Here is a 15,770-nt window from a genome sequence, read left to right on the forward strand (position 1 = left end):
TTCTTGCAAAAGTCTACTCAACTTTTAGCAAGAAGCTTTTTTTATTCGTTTGATTTCAAAGCATCAATCATATTGATGTGTTTTAGTTTGAAGTGGGTCACCACCATGACGATAACTGTAAAGACAATAGTCAAAACAGCAGAAAGAGCATATGCTTTCCAAGTGATCACTAATGGGAAGATCACCGTCTCCATTGAAGCCTGTTGTAAAATAAAGTCAGTTAGGACGTAGCCGATGCCAAATCCACCTACAATACCAACTAAAGTAAAAATAATATTCTCCCTCACAATATACATCGTTACTTCTTTATCAAAAAAGCCTAGTACTTTGATCGTTGATAATTCCCGCACTCGTTCAGAAATATTGATATTGGTTAAATTATACAACACGATAAACGCTAAGAGTCCTGATAAAACGACAAAAATCACAACGATTGAATCGAGGTTCGCAAGTGATTCTTCTTGGGTTTCCATTTGTTTCGAAACAAATGATGTATTTGTTACTGCATTGGTTCCCAATAGCTTTTCTGACAAAGCATTCTCTTGTTTTTTAGACATTGGGTCAGCTTGAACTAAATAAGCATTTGTAGAAGCTTCGTTTCCTGATACTTTTTGATAATAGGCAGGGCTCATATAAACAAAGTTTCCTAAATAGTTTTGAGCAATGGCTTTCACCGTAACCGATAACTCTTTTTGGTCATCCGTGTACAATGAAAGGCGGTCTCCTTCAGATACATCAAACAGTTCGGCAGCTTTTTGTGTGAGGACGATTCCTGAATCATTCAACTCCATGTTACGTCCTTTTAATGAGATCAAGTGAATAAACGGTGATAGACCTTTTGACGTTTCCGGTATGATCATCGTAACGCTTTGAGTCGCTTGTCCTTGTTGCCGAAGCTCGATCGTTTGCATGTTTACTGCTAGCAAATCAGTAATTTTCGGATCGGATTCTAACTGTTCCTTTGCTTTTGTTTCACTGTTTTCTGTTTCTCCATCTAAAGTGACAATTGCTTGGTAATTCGTAATTGGGCCAAATTGTTTATCAGAAACAGAGCTTAAAGAGTCTTTCAATCCTACGCCTGCTACCATTAAACCAGCACAACCAGCAATCCCAACGATTGCCATAAACATTCTGGATTTATAACGGAACAGATTTCGATAACTGATTTTCTGATTAAAGCTTAATCTTGACCACAGTGGTGTGATATATTCCAATAATATTCTTTTGCCTGGTTTTGGCGCTTTGGGTTGTAATAAAGCTGCCGGTCTTTCTCTTAAATCTTTGAATAAGACAATCATCGCTGCACCAAATGCAGCGATAAAAAACGCCACTGCCGCTTGTAAAATCGGAGACCAATCATAAAAAATGACTGCTGATCCGATGTCATAGCGTTCATTCGATAGTTCAAAAATAATTCTTGGTAATAGATTGGTTCCTAAGACGGTTCCTAAAATAATTCCTAGACCAGAAGCTAAACTTGCATAAATAGCATATTTTTTTGCAATTTCAAATTTAGTATAGCCTAATGCTTTCAACGTACCGATTTCTCGTCGGTTTTCTTCGACCATCCGTGTCATCGTCGTAAAAGTGATCAATGCTGCAATAAAGAAGAAGAAAACAGGAAAAACATTAGCAATGGCTGCGATCCGTTCAGCTAAATCACCAAATTCTTGAAAGCCCACATTATCGGAACGCTCTTGGAAACGATAGGTTGGTTTTTCCAAACGATTGATCTTTTCTTCATTTTCGGTAATTTGGGCCTGTGCATCATTCAGTTTTTCTTGTTGTTCAGCGACTTGCTTTTCTTGCTCAGCTAGCTGTGCTTCTTGCGTAGCTAGTTCATTAGTTGCTACTGTTCGTTGTACTTCAGGCAATTGTTCGATCATTGAACGTTGTTGCTCTAGTTGGGATCTGGCAGCTGCCAATTGACTTTGTGCCAGACTAATTTGTTCTTGACCAGCACTCACCTTTTCTTTTTCTGGTTGTAAAGACTCCTTAGCTTGTTCCCTTAGTTCAGTTAAACGTGCAGCTGGTCGATCTTGAAAAAGTTTCTCCACGCTTTTTTGGTTTTGTGCCATTTTGTCCCGATATTCTTTACTATAAGTATCAAAGGATGAAACATTTTTAAACGTTAAGTAAATAACCGATTGAATGTCTGTGTTAAATTCTGTTTCAGGTAAATAAACAAAATAATCGATCGTGCCGTTCCCGACATTGGCAAAACCACGTTCTAAATTATTGATGAAAAGTGGCGATCGTACAAATCCAACAATTTGATAGTCTTTCTTTTTCACGTTGTCAGAATCGATCGTATACGTTTCGCCTATTTTATAGCCTAGACTTTTTGCTTTTTCATCTAGTACGAGTTCGTCTTTATTCTTTGGTAAATGCCCATCTACTACTTCTAAAAGGTTTTGTTTATTTGATTTTTTATAAGAAAAAACTTGCACAACTTCGTTTTTACTTGAGCTGGAATAATAAAATTGTTTTCCCGTTTCCAGTTGTGCATCAGGGATTTTTTCGGCTCTAGTTACGTCTTGTTCCGTTAAACCACCAGTTGAAATGATTTGTAAATCCGATAGATTGCCTTTTTCAACATAGTGATCCATCGTTTTTTGCATAACCGGCCCCGCCGTTTTAACGCCTACGAATAACAAGGTCCCTAGCAAAATGATCAATACAATGGCAATAAATCTGCCTTTCGATTGTTTGATTTCTCTAGCACTTGCTTTAAGATATGTTTTTGTTTTCATAGCCCCTCCTTACCACACAATCTCATCAATGGTTGAAGGATGATCGTTTGTTTCAATCGAACGGACTTTCGCATCGTTGATATGGATGACACGATCAGCAATCGGTGCTAAGGCAGAATTATGAGTAATGATCAACACCGTATTTCCATGTTCTCTACTCGCATTTTGTAATAACTTCAACACCTGTTTCCCTGTTTCAAAATCCAACGCACCTGTTGGTTCATCACATAGAAGTAATTTCGGATTTTTTGCTAATGCTCGAGCAATGGAAACACGCTGCTGTTCTCCTCCTGAAAGCTGTGAAGGAAAATTGTCCAGCCGATGTGCCAGACCTACTTGTGTCAATACCTCCACTGGATCTAACGCATCTGGTGAAACTTCTGTTGCCAACTCGACATTTTCTTTTGCTGTTAAATTCGGTACCAAATTATAAAATTGAAATACAAATCCGACATCTGTTCGACGATAGGCGGTCAATTGTTTATCGTTGAACTGAGCGATGTCTGTCTGATCAATGATGATTTGCCCTTCATCTGGCTTATCCATCCCGCCTAATATATTAAGAACAGTTGACTTCCCTGCACCACTTGGACCAAGTATAATGACTAGTTCTCCTTTTTTGATCGCAAATGAAATATTATCATTTGCGGTAATCGTTGTTTCTCCCATTTTGTACCGTTTACATTCGTTGATTACTTCTACATAGCTCATCCTTCTTCTCTCATCTCCATCTCTTTACGAATAAAGTCGCTACTTTTTATTTTACCATTGAAATGAATCAGACTAAAGATTTGATAGACGATTCATTGACAAATACAGAAATTATGTTTTACTTACATGGAAAACGATCTATTTATTGAAAGAAGGAAAACCCATGACTACTACAAAATCACCTATTCCACTCGAATTAGCAAAAACAGCTTTTTTACCGATCGATCTCCAAAAAGGAATTGTGAATTCTGGGCAATTATTCCCTTATGATGCAACCACCATCCTCTCAAACAATCAACTGATTGCTGAGCAGTTAAAGCATACACCTGCTTGGAATATACTAGTCAATGTCGATATTACCAGCTTTCAGTATTTGAGTGCTAAAAATGACCGAGCACAAGCAGGTGCTTTTTATACCCCCCCTAAAGAATTTACTGATTTATTACTTGAACCTACCACCAAAGGAACACAAAACACACTCACGATCACTAAACATAATCCAAGTGCTTTTTTTGGAACGTCTTTAGATGCCCAACTTCGTCGAAGAAAGATTGATACGCTCATTCTTTCAGGTGTAGCAACTTCAAACGGTGTCTATGCCACCGCTTTAGATGCTTTTCAACATGGTTACCATGTTATTGTTATCGAAGATGGTTGTAGTGATCGAGATCTAGAACTTCATACGCTCTTTTTTGAAAAAATGTTTCCAAAAACAGCACGGGTGCGTACAACCAAAGAAATCCTTCAAGCAATCGAAGAAGCCAGATAAAGGAACCAAACACGCCTTGTTTTTCATTTACATTGCTGGTTTTCCATGGGAAAATAAAAGTAACCGTTAGATAGGAGTATCAGAATGAAGAAAAAGAAAATAACGATTAAAGACGTGGCAAAACATTCTGGTGTTTCCATTGCCACTGTTTCATTGATTTTAAATGGTAATGAAGAAAAATTCAGCGCTAAAACAGTTGAAAAAGTGCTTGCTTCAAAAGACATTCTCGGCTATCAACCTGACTATGTCGCTCGCCAAATGATTACGAAAGAAACAAAAACGATCGGTGTCCTCGTGCCGGATATCACCAACCCTTTTTTTAATACGCTAATGCGTGGAATTGAAGATGTGTTATACAAACAAAACTTCGTGACGATTTTATGTAACGCTGATTCTGACCATCAAAAAGAAATTGAGTATTTAGCCGAATTAGCACGACGAGGCGTCGATGGGTTTATCATAGCTACTTCCGCTGTTTCGACTACAGCAATCAATGAAAATCTCAAGAAACAAAATCGACCTTTTATTGTGTTGGATCAAAAAAAGGCTGAAGGATTTAGTGATGCGATCAGCACAGATGATTTTCGTGGAGGATACTTGGCTGGTACACACTTACTTCATTTAGGTCACCAATCCATTGCGCTCGTTTATCCACAAAATCCCCCTGAAAACGTCTATCGTAGGATCGAGGGTTTTAAACATGCACTAGATTTTTATCAGCTCTCGCACGACAATTTATTGTTACTACCTACTCATTTTTCTAAAAATGGTGGGTACCAGGTCGTTCCGACGATTCTTAATTCCTCTGCGACCGCAATCTTTGCCTTAAACGACGAGCTCGCTTTTGGTATTTATCGTGGGTTGGAAGAACATGGAAAGAAAATCCCCGAAGATTATAGCGTGATTGGATACGATAATGTGGATATGTGTGAATATGTCAAACCAAAATTAACGACGATCGCTCAACCAATTTTTGAATTAGGACAATCTGCTGCTCAATTATTATTAGCCCGTATCCAGTCGCCTGAAAAAGAATGGAGCGAAAAATTATTACCAGTAGAATTGAAAAAAAGAGCTTCAACTAAGCGTGTAAGTAGCATTTGTGAATAAATTATGAAGAAAAAAATAAAACATGATGAAGTATTTTTGTGTTTTATTTTTTTTTTTGTTTTTTACGGTCGTTATTTTTACAAATATTTTGTAGAAATCTATCTCCTTTGGTACAATTTAAGTAGTATGACCATTTCCCCCAAATTTGTTCTCCCCCAACAAATTAATGGCATGCAGAATAATTAAAATGTTAAAGCGAAGCGACTTATTAGAAAAAAGAATCGTAGCTTATTAATCAAAAAAATCAGATCTTTGTTATGTATTAACAACAGTTGCATGAGCATAGAGACTCGTCACAAGCAAAAAGAAAAGGAGTACCGTATATGAACAAAAATAAAGCAATACGCCTACTTGCTGCATCTTGGCTGATTGCTCCAACGATTTTATCGACTCAAGCTGTTTTTGCAACAGAAAACCAACCAACAACTACAAGTAGCTCACTTGTTTCGGGAAGTGATTCTGTAACTTCAACAGCCTCAAGTACAGACACAACTGAATCGTCCACCACAGATTCATCAGCCACAACTGGCTCAACGGGTGAATCATCAACCACTGATTCATCAACGACTGAAACAGGTGAATCAACTGAGAAACCTGCGGAAGAAGTTGCGACACATACACTGACGGTTAATCCCGAATTACTGGGAAAAATTAAGCTGTCTGTTATCAGTAACGCCCCTCGAGAAGAAAAAGAGTTGACCATTCAACCTAATGGCACGGTCAGTGGATTGAAAGAAGGAACGAAAGTGTTCTATGAAATCACCCCTCCTAAAGGTGAAAAATTACTTTCTTTCCAAGTAAATGGTGCCCAAGAAGTGAATTATCAAAAAAGATTCTTTGTCGTTGGTGTAATGGATCTATCATTGACTGCTTCATTCAACACACCAACTGTTCCATCTGAAGACTCTTCTACTCAGGATACGACTAATTCAGCTGGAAATACTCAAGATTCTTCTCAAACGACAAAACCTAATGATACAACGAAACCTAGCACAGATAAAAATAAACCAACTGATAGTTCAAAAGAACAATCGAAACCGTCAACGTCAACCAGTAACGATTCAGTTGTTTCAGCAAATACCAATAATTCTTCCAATCACCAAACAAATGACAAAAATAAAGGTCAACAGGCAGGAATTGAAAATCCTGTAGACGGGTCCTCCGATTTTGTCAGCAAAACACCGATTGAAACAACTTTACCAACAAACACGACAGCAGTTCAAAAAGAAATCGTGAAAGAAGCCTATAAATATTTAGGCAGACCCTACGTTTGGGGAGCAAAAGGACCAAGTACATTTGACTGTTCGGGTTTAGCTTATTATGTTTACATGAAAGCCACTGGTCATTATATCGGTGGATGGACAGGTGAACAACAATACGCTGGAACACAGATTCCAGTAGATCAAGCACAACCAGGTGACTTAGTATTCTGGGGACCTTCCTCAGGTGTCACTCACCACGTTGGGATTTATATTGGTAATGGACAATTTATTCATGCCCCTCAACCAGGTGACAAAGTTCGGATTACTTCAATTGCTGATTTCAGACCAGATTTTGCAGTACGTGTCAATATCGCAGGTCTACCAAGCGTGACTGACCAACTGAAAAACCAGTCGATTTTAGATGGTTTAAATGATTCATTCAACTTTACAAAAAATCAAACAACGGATCAGTTTTTGAAAAAAATTGCTACAAGCGCGCAAGAAATTGGTCAAAAAGAAGGCATTTACGCTTCTGTTATGATGGCTCAAGCGATTTTAGAAAGTGGTTCTGGCAATAGTTTGTTGGCAAGTGAACCAAACTATAATCTGTTTGGCATAAAAGGAACTTATGAAGGAAAAAGTGTTTTGTTCAATACTTTGGAACAAGACAGCAACGGTGCAAATTACCAAATCCATGCAACCTTCCGTAAATACCCTTCTTATAAAGAAAGCTTAGAAGACTATGCGAAATTGATCAAAGGCGGGTTGTCCAATAACAAAGATTTCTACAAACCAACTTGGAAATCTGAAGCCAAAAGTTATAAAGAGGCAACGAAGTATCTGGAAGGCCGCTATGCTACAGATAAACAATACGCCAAAAAATTGAATGCGATCATTGAATCGTATGATTTAACTAAATACGATGAACCGAAAAAAGAAGATAATAAAGAAACCAAAGTTAAAAATGTTTCAAAACCTTTGGTAGTACCTGTGTCTTGGGATAAAAATGAGATGTCGCTAGTTGATGTAGACACTTGGTCTTTAAAAACAATTACGAAAAAACCAGAATATCTTTCTACAATGAAAACACCAAATTACTGGGAATTGTACTTGCAACTATCTGCCAGAGAAATTCCAAAAACGACTGTCATTAAAGTCAAAGCCGACACCATTCCTTTATTGAAAAACTTAGCGATCATCCATCCATCATGGAGTAGATTAACTTAAAAAAAGCTATGACAGAGGTGTCTAGCTCTGAAAACAAGCCGGAGAAGAGGTTGAGACAAGTTTTGTCTCAGTCTCTTCTCCGGCTTATTCATGTTTAGAGTGAACGTGTGATGTCTCAGATGTTTCTTGTTTTAGCGTACACAAAAAGCACACAACCTTGTAAGATTCAAGTAACGAACAAAAATCAAAGGAGTGTGCCTTTTGTTTAACTATTGGATCGTCCATCAAACCACTTCAGTAATCCATATGGAACAATTTATTCCAGAAGCTGATATTACCTAGTCAATACCTCAGATGAACCAATGCTTCTTTTTCGTCTCTTTAACAAGTGCTATCGATGAAACCAACCAATTTCACCTATTTAGAGTATTTTTATTTCTCTCTTTTCAAAACAATACTTGTATATAACCAAACAGTCAATACATAGTAAATAAAGTACATGACAAAGAAAATTCCGAATGGTATCAACACATCTCGATATGGATCATTCATTAAAAATTCAAATAATCTTAAACCAAATAAGACATGGATCGCTCCTAAAATACCAGGCGCTAAGAATAAAACACCAATTTCTCGTCGAATCGATTGTCTTAATAAACCACGAGTCGCACCGATTTTTTCTAACATCGTATATCGACCAATATCGCTCTTACTACCTGAAAGAATCTTAAACATCAAGCAACTTGCTAACATCGCTAAGAACGCAATTCCTAGGAAGAAGCCCATAAATTCCATCCCTGAGAAAATACCATTCACTTGTTGATACATTTCATATTTTTGTCCACTCATGGCTTGGTAATCTTTCAACTCTGGATTGACTTGATTATTTTCTTTTACTAATGTTTCGATACCTGGTAAACTTGCTTCAAAATCTTTGACTGTAATTAATTGTAACGTTGTTTCTGGCAACGCTAATTGATCGAATTCACTCGCACGAACTAATTTTATTCCCTTCGCTTGTTGCGTAGGTAATTCGTTTTGTCTTAATGTCTCTTGCAACTCACTTGAATTTGCGATTTCTTCAGCAGTTGCTGTCTTTACTTTGTTATCCGCAAAATTGTTCCCACTATATGCAATATATCTAAGCGGCTCTTTTTCCCATTCATCATAATTGTAATAAACGTATTGTTCATCTTCTTTTTGAGCATAGATGTTATTTGACGTTGGATTTAGTTCTCTGACTTTTCCTTGGTCAATCTTTTGTGCATTGTTTAGAACTAAATCATAAGCGTTTGATGAATTGGTCAATGCGGAGATTTGATTTCTGAATCCTAAACCAACTGTTAACGCTCCTAAAGCTAAAGCAAATAAGATCGCTACCATTGAAAGCATTTGCGTATAGTCCCGAATCCTAAAGCTTAATTGTGATAAGGTAAAGTTGTTCAACTTTTTCAATGAGATACCTTCTGATTTTTTCAGTAAAGACAAGAAGAAAATAATCACTGAATGGAAAATGAAATAGGTTCCCAGACAAATCGTTACGAGGGAAATCCCTAAACCAGACAATCCGATACGTACAATTTCTGATAGAACGTAATAACCAACGCCTAATAAAACAACCCCTAATACAACTTCAAGTAAAAATAAAAATTTATTTTGTTTCATTCGTGTTGGTGTAGCTTCCGCACGAATCAATGTAAGAATTGGCTTTTTCACAATTGAAAAAGCATTGGTGATTGCTGCTAATAAAAACAAAACAGCAAAAAAGAAAAGAGTGATCAGAATACCCTTTATACTAAATGGTGTAAAATGCGTAATTGAAATGTTTAATTGTTCAACGAGTACTCGTTCCACAATACTTGTTAGCCCTACACCAATCGCAGAGCCGACGACGGTCGCCGTTGCACCCACAACAAATGTTTCGGTAAAAATCATTTGTGCAATTTTTCTGCCCTTAGCCCCTAACATCATAAACATTGCATAATCTTTCTGACGCATCGCCATTAAAAATGAATTAGCATAAAGGATGTACACAAAAGTAATGATTGCTAATAATACCGAGCCAAAATGAAAAATTAAAACAGTTGCGCCAACGGTAGAATTACTTTCTAAAAACGCTTCATTGCTTGCAATTGACTCGAACATATAAAAAATAGCTGAAGTCATAACCAAACCTGAAAATAATACAATATAATCTCTTAAACGCCCTTTAATCCCAGTAAGCGATAATTTCCAAAGCATGTTTTTTCCTCCCCTTACTGTTCTAGATTTCCTAAGATCGTTAGAATATGACGATAAAACTCATCACGGCTTTGCTCGCCACGTTTGACTTCTTCGTGGATACCGCCATCTTTGATAAATAAGATTCGTTCACAGTAGCTGGCAGAAAACGGATCATGTGTTACTAATAGAATTGAAACATCATCTTTTTGATTCAATTCTTTCATCGTATCTAGCAAATCACGCGCACTCTTAGAATCTAAAGCTCCAGTCGGTTCATCACCTAATAAAATCGTTGGTTGTGTAACCAAGGCACGAGCTGCTGCTACCCGTTGTTTTTGACCACCTGAAATTTCAGAAGGATAACTTCCCATGATATGAGAAATCGATAAACGTTCTGCTACTGCTTTGACCCGTCGCTTGATTTCTTTAGGTTTAACGCCTTGTAAGGAAAGTGGTACTGCAATGTTTTCTTGTGCAGTTAAGTTTTCTAGTAAATTAAAATCTTGGAAAATAAAGCCAATCTCTTTCGCACGAAAGTCTGCTAATTGGTTTCCTTTTAACTTTGTTACATCGTTTTGATTGATTCGGATATTTCCGTCTGTGGGTTTGTCTAATGTAGATAAAATATTTAACAACGTTGATTTACCAGATCCAGAAGCCCCCATGATTCCGATAAATTCTCCTTTTTCTACTGTAAAGCTAATCCCACTTAAGGCTTGTGTCTTCTTCTCATTATTCTTACCGTAGATTTTTGTTACATTTTGAACCTCAACAATTTTTTCCATTTTCATCTATCCTTTACTTAGTTTTTCTTGTGCTAACTTAGGTATATCGTTTTGTTTGACTTCTTCATAAGAAGTGACACCTTTACTTTTATTCCATGTAATCTCTAAATAGGCTCCTTTTCTTAAAGGACGCGGTTTTTGTCCATTAAATGTTAATATTTTTTCACTTCCCTTTTCATCATATCCGGGAAGAGTATATTTATATTGGATGGTTATTTCATTACGATTATCTTTTATTTCCTCTTTTTCTCCATCTGTCGTAATTTTGACATAGTAGCTATCGCCACCCATGATCATTCGATCCGCAATTTTTAGGCCCCCAAAGATAAAAACTACCGAACCTAATACCAACGCTGCAATGGAAATGCCAATCCCGACCAGTAGTTTCTTCATTTCCTCTCCTTCTTTCACATATGATAGGGCAATTATAAAAAAAAAGACCGTATTTTACCTTTGATTTAACTGTCAAATATCTTTCAATATTGTCATTTATCTATCACAAAGCAAAAGAGTGATTCGCAAGCTTGAATCGAATTGTTTTTTATTTAGATGATAGTTTGATGAATTTTATAAAAAGAAGTTGAGATAAAAGTGTTTAGCATCAAGAAATAAGAAGGAATTTCCGAAAACTGCTTCTCAAATTTTTTTAAGATGCTGCTTTGATTTTACCGTGAACAAGAGGTCAGCTCTTTGAACGCCGTGAATCAGAGGTCGTGAAAACATCGGGTAGCTCTGATGACAATAAGAAAGAATTTTTTGAAACAGCTTCTCATGTTTTGAAAAATTCAGGCTTATTTCAAGGAGCTGATGTTTGAACACCGTTTAAAGCAAGAGGCTGTGAAAGAAGCGTTCAACTCCGAGCGAATAAGAGAGGATTTTTTAAAATAGCTCCTCATATTTTAGAAAATCATCGCTTATTGTTGAGGAGTTGCTTCTTGAACGCCGTTTAGCAAGAGGTCGTGAAAAGAGTGACTTGACCTGAGCGTTAAGGATGAAAATCTTGAAACAGCTCCCCATGTTTTGAGATTTTTGACTTATCGCCGAAGGTCAGCTCTTTGAACACCGTTTATTCGTTTTTAGAAATACTAAAAAAGACTGAGTTTTGGCTCAGTCTCTGACTACTCTACTGTTCTATTATAGAAAAAATACAGTTGAAAAATTCGTTACAATCATACGATATTTACTCAATAATAGCTATTTTTCTTTCACTGTCCCTGTATTAATGACTGGTTGTGTTCCTTTATCTGTAATAATCGAAACAAGTAGGTTATTGATCAATTGGACTTTCCGATCATCTGTGAAATTGATTTCTTGTCCTGTTTCAATTTGTTCCAATGCCATTTGTGTCATCGTAACTGCTCCTTCAACGATCGTTTGCCGAGCAGATAAAATAGCTTTTGCTTGTTGTCTTTGTAACATTGCACTAGCAATTTCAGTCGCATACGCTAGATGATTCAATCTCGTTTCAATCACCTCGACCCCAGCAACAGATAACCGCTCTTGTAGCTCGTTGGCTAATTCATCAGAGATGGCAGTCGTATTGCCTCGCAAAGTCAAATCTTCTTCATTGAAAGTATCATAAGGGTATTGGCTGGCAATATGACGAATCGCTGTCTCACTTTGAATCTCAACAAAGTCTTGGTAATACGCCACATCGAACAACGCCTTAGCCGTATCAACAACTTTAAAAACTACGACGGCAGATATTTCGATGGGATTGCCATCTAGATCGTTCACCTTTAAAACCGAACTGTTAAAATTTCGTACTTTTAAAGATAAGTTGATTTTTTGTGCAAAAGGAACCGTTAAGAAAAAACCACTTTCTCGTATCGTCCCAATGTACTGTCCAAAAAACAAAATAACTTTTGCTTGGTTGGGACTAACAACCGTTGCGGAGCTTAGTAGTGCAATAGCAATCAACCAACAAACGAAACCCATGACCGTCTGGAAGATCGCTCCACTTGTCATGCCAAAATAGAATAAGAAGCCGCCGATACCAACTAATAACACCAAACCGATCAATCCAATATACCCATTTACATAAACCGCTTTCTTTTCACTCATCACTTAGTTCCTTTCTTAGACCATTCCTACATGATTGGTTTCTTTCTAATCCGTGCCATCACTCCCTCTAATTCTAATTCCTTATCTTCTGTGATATACCAACCGCTCACTTGTGGTCCCCCGGAAGTTTGGGGTAGATATTCTAATCTTGTGCGTACCCAATGTTTTTCTTCGGTAAAATAATCTTCCACTAAAATCTCTAAATCAATTCCTGCAGAAAGAATCAAATTCTCTCGAACCGATTTGAAAACAAAACGCTCTTTTTCTTCGTCGTACTTTAAGATCCCTGTATCTAAAATCGGCAAAGAGTAATAGTCTAATTCCCTCTTTACTTTCAATAAATGATGGAATACTTCATTGTAAACTTGTTCTAATTGCCGACCTTCTGAGTTATTCGGGTAATCGATCATCACACGTTCTTTTTTTGTATCATAATATTTATGATTAAGTTCCGTGAGATAATTATGTAATTTTGTTATTTCTAACTGTAGCTCTTCTCGTTTCGCTTCATCTATTCTCATCTATTTTTCCACCTTATTATCTCAGCTGTGTTTTCTCTATTTTCTCTTATTTTACTACAGATTTGTAAGTTAAGCGATGAAAAAAATCGTTCTTCCCCATGATACTCCCGATGTCTTAGCTAATATAACAGTCATGTCTGTTATATTAGCTAACCTATCTGAGAAACTATCTATCAAACACCTATCCGAGATAAAAGATGTAAAATCGTTATCTAAATGTGAATAAACCGTTATTCGAAAAAAACTTTTACGTGGATCATCATCCATAATCAACGTCCGTCATTCAAAATCTTTTGAAAAAAATCACTTAATCAAAAAATCGAAAAGTTCCAAAAATAGTTGCACCTATCTTTGAACCTCTTCGATTTATTTCTCTTTACTTACTCTTAATGAAAGACTTTATCCTTTTTAAACATCATATTGATGGTTTTCGTCAGCTATCACCACACTGCTATCATAACCAGTGATTTTTATATTGTTTTCTCCTTTGATCACTGTTTTGATTGGTAATTCTTCATTATTTTTTGTGACAGTTGACATCCCTAATAGATCAATATCTAATCCAATCTCTTCATTATCAAGAAAGTCTACATAGCAATTTTCTAACATAACTGTTCCTTGGGTATTTTTGAATCCATTTAAGAATAGATTCCCATACTTGGCATTCAATTCGATGTTTGAAATATCTGAATTATCAATATTTACATAACTTTGCACAGAATTTACTTTGACTTTTTTTCCATCAACTTTATTAAATGTAATGTATCCACCATTATTTGTAACGGAAACATTCTCACTCACTACGTCATTTAATAACAGTTGTCCTTGCTCTCCTTCTAACACAAGTTGATCTAAAGGAAGTTCGCTAGGAACTGTCAGAGTGATTTTGGATGTGTTATTCATTACATGAAACAAGACGTTTTGTTCACGACCATTTCCGTTAATCGTCAAAGTATCTCCTTTAGTAGTGACTTGAGGTTTACTTGCTTTTTCATACGTAGAGTTAACTTCAAAATTTTTGCCACGTTTGATCTCAACTTGTTGGTATTGTGCATTGACCACTATTTTGTTGATTTTTTCTTTTGTCGATATCACTTGTGAGTCATGGTTCATTTCGACCAATTGAGGGCCATTTTCCCAAGCAAGGCTTCGGTGCGTCCCAAACGCATAGGTTGTCCCAGCAAGTAAGCCACCACTAACCATCAAGCCTAGACCAGCCATTAAAAAATATTTTAATTTCATCTTCACACCTCTTTTTCTTATAACTTCGACGAATGAATCGCACGTCTCGTTACAAAACGACGTCCAACCCACTTCACAAAATTCATCATCATTTTAAATATCCATTTTGTCATTTTCAGAAGGAGCGGCGCACAGAAGACGACGGTTCCAGTAGCGAATAGCCCTAATCCAACGTAAAATAATCCACTTTCTATCGACTGCCCCAACACACCAATACCCGAAACAACTGAAAATAATCCAAGCCCTAAAACAGTAATACAACCGACATAACCACCTACCAGCAAAGCGACTAATAGACATAATAACCCCACGATCACTGCAACAAAACCAATCGCCAAAGGAATCAACAGAGGGGAGGCACATAAGCCAATCACGATCATCCAAATCAATCGAATTTGTCGTTTAGAACTTCTTGGGTTGACTTCATCTGTTGCTGAATCATCTTGTTCAGAGAAATAATTGATTTTCAATTTAAGCGCAAACTGTTTAGGCGTACCATATTCTTCAATGATTTGATCAATTGTTTTGCCAGAATCTAAAAAATATTCTTCATAATATTGAATCAAATCGAATCGGTCATCTTCAGGAATCTCTTGGATTTCCTCTATTACCTCATCTAAATATTCATTCATGTTTATTATCCTCCAATAATCGATTTAAGGAATCTCGAAAGACGATCCACTCATCAATAATATCTTCTAACCGATTATACCCCGCTGGTGTTAATTGATAATATCGACGATTTCTTCCTTCAAAGGGTTCATCATAAGTATCTAAAAATCCTTCTTTTTTTAACCTTCTTAAGACGGGATACATCGTTGACTCACTTACCGACAGGCTTTCCTGTACGATTTTAGTCAACGCATAGCCATACATATCTTCTTTACTCAATGCAGCTAATACCGTGCCATCAAGTAATATCGTTGGAACTTGGATGTGCATTCCTTCACCTTCTTTTATACAATATCTTCTTTCACAACATATTATACTACATATAATATTGTTTTAAAATATAAATGTTGATTATTTTTAAATAAAACAGCATAATACTTAGATCTAAAATCTATAAATAACGCTCCGAAATCAATTGCTGCTTCAGATTATTAGAGTTGAGCCATTTGAGAAAGACAAAAACATACTAAGATGAGTGAGCAAGATATTCGACGGAATACCTTACCCACTCATCTTAGTATGTTTCTTTTATCACGTAATTGATCTGGTTT

Annotated in this window: 13 protein-coding genes; 3 read left to right on the forward strand and 10 right to left on the reverse strand. The window is 36.6% G+C overall.

The window, feature by feature from the left end:
* Positions 1-41: 41 nt before the first annotated feature.
* Entirely contained in the window at positions 42-2,753 is a 2,712-nt protein-coding gene (locus tag AB3H93_RS10515; RefSeq protein ID WP_178306222.1) for an ABC transporter permease, read from the reverse strand.
* A 9-nt stretch (positions 2,754-2,762) separates the two neighbouring features.
* Positions 2,763-3,464, reverse strand: coding sequence for an ABC transporter ATP-binding protein (locus tag AB3H93_RS10520; protein WP_010720230.1), 702 nt, complete (start codon positions 3,462-3,464; stop codon positions 2,763-2,765).
* A gap of 163 nt (positions 3,465-3,627) precedes the next feature.
* On the opposite strand from AB3H93_RS10520, the gene AB3H93_RS10525 reads away from it, so the two are divergent.
* The 3 genes from AB3H93_RS10525 (at position 3,628) to AB3H93_RS10535 (ending at position 7,772) form a co-directional block, all read left to right on the forward strand.
* Positions 3,628-4,233: a cysteine hydrolase gene (locus AB3H93_RS10525; protein ID WP_034867134.1), complete on the forward strand. Its 606-nt coding sequence runs from the start codon at positions 3,628-3,630 to the stop codon at positions 4,231-4,233.
* A gap of 84 nt (positions 4,234-4,317) precedes the next feature.
* Entirely contained in the window at positions 4,318-5,343 is a 1,026-nt protein-coding gene (locus tag AB3H93_RS10530; RefSeq protein ID WP_010720232.1) for a ribose utilization transcriptional repressor RbsR, read from the forward strand.
* A gap of 323 nt (positions 5,344-5,666) precedes the next feature.
* Entirely contained in the window at positions 5,667-7,772 is a 2,106-nt protein-coding gene (locus tag AB3H93_RS10535) for a glucosaminidase domain-containing protein (RefSeq protein WP_034699243.1), read from the forward strand.
* Positions 7,773-8,144: 372 nt separating this feature from the next.
* Here AB3H93_RS10535 and AB3H93_RS10540 read toward each other — a convergent pair whose 3' ends face one another.
* From AB3H93_RS10540 to AB3H93_RS10575, 8 genes are all read right to left on the reverse strand, one after another.
* On the reverse strand, positions 8,145-9,953 hold the full coding sequence (locus AB3H93_RS10540; protein ID WP_228197202.1) for an FtsX-like permease family protein: 1,809 nt from the start codon (positions 9,951-9,953) through the stop codon (positions 8,145-8,147).
* Positions 9,954-9,967: 14 nt separating this feature from the next.
* Entirely contained in the window at positions 9,968-10,720 is a 753-nt protein-coding gene (locus tag AB3H93_RS10545) for an ABC transporter ATP-binding protein (protein ID WP_010720235.1), read from the reverse strand.
* Between the two features lie 6 nt (positions 10,721-10,726).
* Positions 10,727-11,113: a YxeA family protein gene (locus AB3H93_RS10550; protein ID WP_034699252.1), complete on the reverse strand. Its 387-nt coding sequence runs from the start codon at positions 11,111-11,113 to the stop codon at positions 10,727-10,729.
* Positions 11,114-11,914: 801 nt separating this feature from the next.
* On the reverse strand, positions 11,915-12,784 hold the full coding sequence (locus tag AB3H93_RS10555; RefSeq protein ID WP_034699254.1) for an SPFH domain-containing protein: 870 nt from the start codon (positions 12,782-12,784) through the stop codon (positions 11,915-11,917).
* A 26-nt stretch (positions 12,785-12,810) separates the two neighbouring features.
* A complete protein-coding gene (locus AB3H93_RS10560; protein WP_010720238.1) occupies positions 12,811-13,305 on the reverse strand; it encodes a DUF5348 domain-containing protein in 495 nt (164 codons plus the stop codon).
* Positions 13,306-13,713: 408 nt separating this feature from the next.
* Positions 13,714-14,547 (reverse strand): DUF4097 family beta strand repeat-containing protein, encoded by an 834-nt coding sequence (locus AB3H93_RS10565; protein WP_368020543.1) that lies wholly within the window; start codon positions 14,545-14,547, stop codon positions 13,714-13,716.
* A 17-nt stretch (positions 14,548-14,564) separates the two neighbouring features.
* Positions 14,565-15,179, reverse strand: a complete 615-nt coding sequence (locus AB3H93_RS10570; protein WP_010720241.1) for a DUF1700 domain-containing protein — start codon at positions 15,177-15,179, stop codon at positions 14,565-14,567.
* Positions 15,172-15,489 carry a PadR family transcriptional regulator gene (locus AB3H93_RS10575; RefSeq protein ID WP_010736935.1) on the reverse strand — a complete coding sequence of 106 codons (318 nt, stop codon included), beginning with the start codon at positions 15,487-15,489 and terminating at the stop codon, positions 15,172-15,174. Before AB3H93_RS10575 ends, AB3H93_RS10570 begins: the two co-directional genes overlap by 8 nt.
* Positions 15,490-15,770 lie beyond the last annotated feature (281 nt).

Source organism: Enterococcus sp. C74 (assembly GCF_040887125.1).
Taxonomy (GTDB): Bacteria; Bacillota; Bacilli; order Lactobacillales; family Enterococcaceae; genus Enterococcus_B; species Enterococcus_B hirae.

Bases quoted from the DNA above. Each gene is read 5' to 3' on its own strand.
- AB3H93_RS10515 (WP_178306222.1), bottom strand. From the start codon at position 2,753: ATGAAAACAAAAACATATCTTAAAGCAAGTGCTAGAGAAATCAAACAA.
- AB3H93_RS10520 (WP_010720230.1), bottom strand. From the start codon at position 3,464: ATGAGCTATGTAGAAGTAATCAACGAATGTAAACGGTACAAAATGGGA.
- AB3H93_RS10525 (WP_034867134.1), top strand. From the start codon at position 3,628: ATGACTACTACAAAATCACCTATTCCACTCGAATTAGCAAAAACAGCT.
- AB3H93_RS10530 (WP_010720232.1), top strand. From the start codon at position 4,318: ATGAAGAAAAAGAAAATAACGATTAAAGACGTGGCAAAACATTCTGGT.
- AB3H93_RS10535 (WP_034699243.1), top strand. From the start codon at position 5,667: ATGAACAAAAATAAAGCAATACGCCTACTTGCTGCATCTTGGCTGATT.
- AB3H93_RS10540 (WP_228197202.1), bottom strand. From the start codon at position 9,953: ATGCTTTGGAAATTATCGCTTACTGGGATTAAAGGGCGTTTAAGAGAT.
- AB3H93_RS10545 (WP_010720235.1), bottom strand. From the start codon at position 10,720: ATGGAAAAAATTGTTGAGGTTCAAAATGTAACAAAAATCTACGGTAAG.
- AB3H93_RS10550 (WP_034699252.1), bottom strand. From the start codon at position 11,113: ATGAAGAAACTACTGGTCGGGATTGGCATTTCCATTGCAGCGTTGGTA.
- AB3H93_RS10555 (WP_034699254.1), bottom strand. From the start codon at position 12,784: ATGAGTGAAAAGAAAGCGGTTTATGTAAATGGGTATATTGGATTGATC.
- AB3H93_RS10560 (WP_010720238.1), bottom strand. From the start codon at position 13,305: ATGAGAATAGATGAAGCGAAACGAGAAGAGCTACAGTTAGAAATAACA.
- AB3H93_RS10565 (WP_368020543.1), bottom strand. From the start codon at position 14,547: ATGAAATTAAAATATTTTTTAATGGCTGGTCTAGGCTTGATGGTTAGT.
- AB3H93_RS10570 (WP_010720241.1), bottom strand. From the start codon at position 15,179: ATGAATGAATATTTAGATGAGGTAATAGAGGAAATCCAAGAGATTCCT.
- AB3H93_RS10575 (WP_010736935.1), bottom strand. From the start codon at position 15,489: ATGCACATCCAAGTTCCAACGATATTACTTGATGGCACGGTATTAGCT.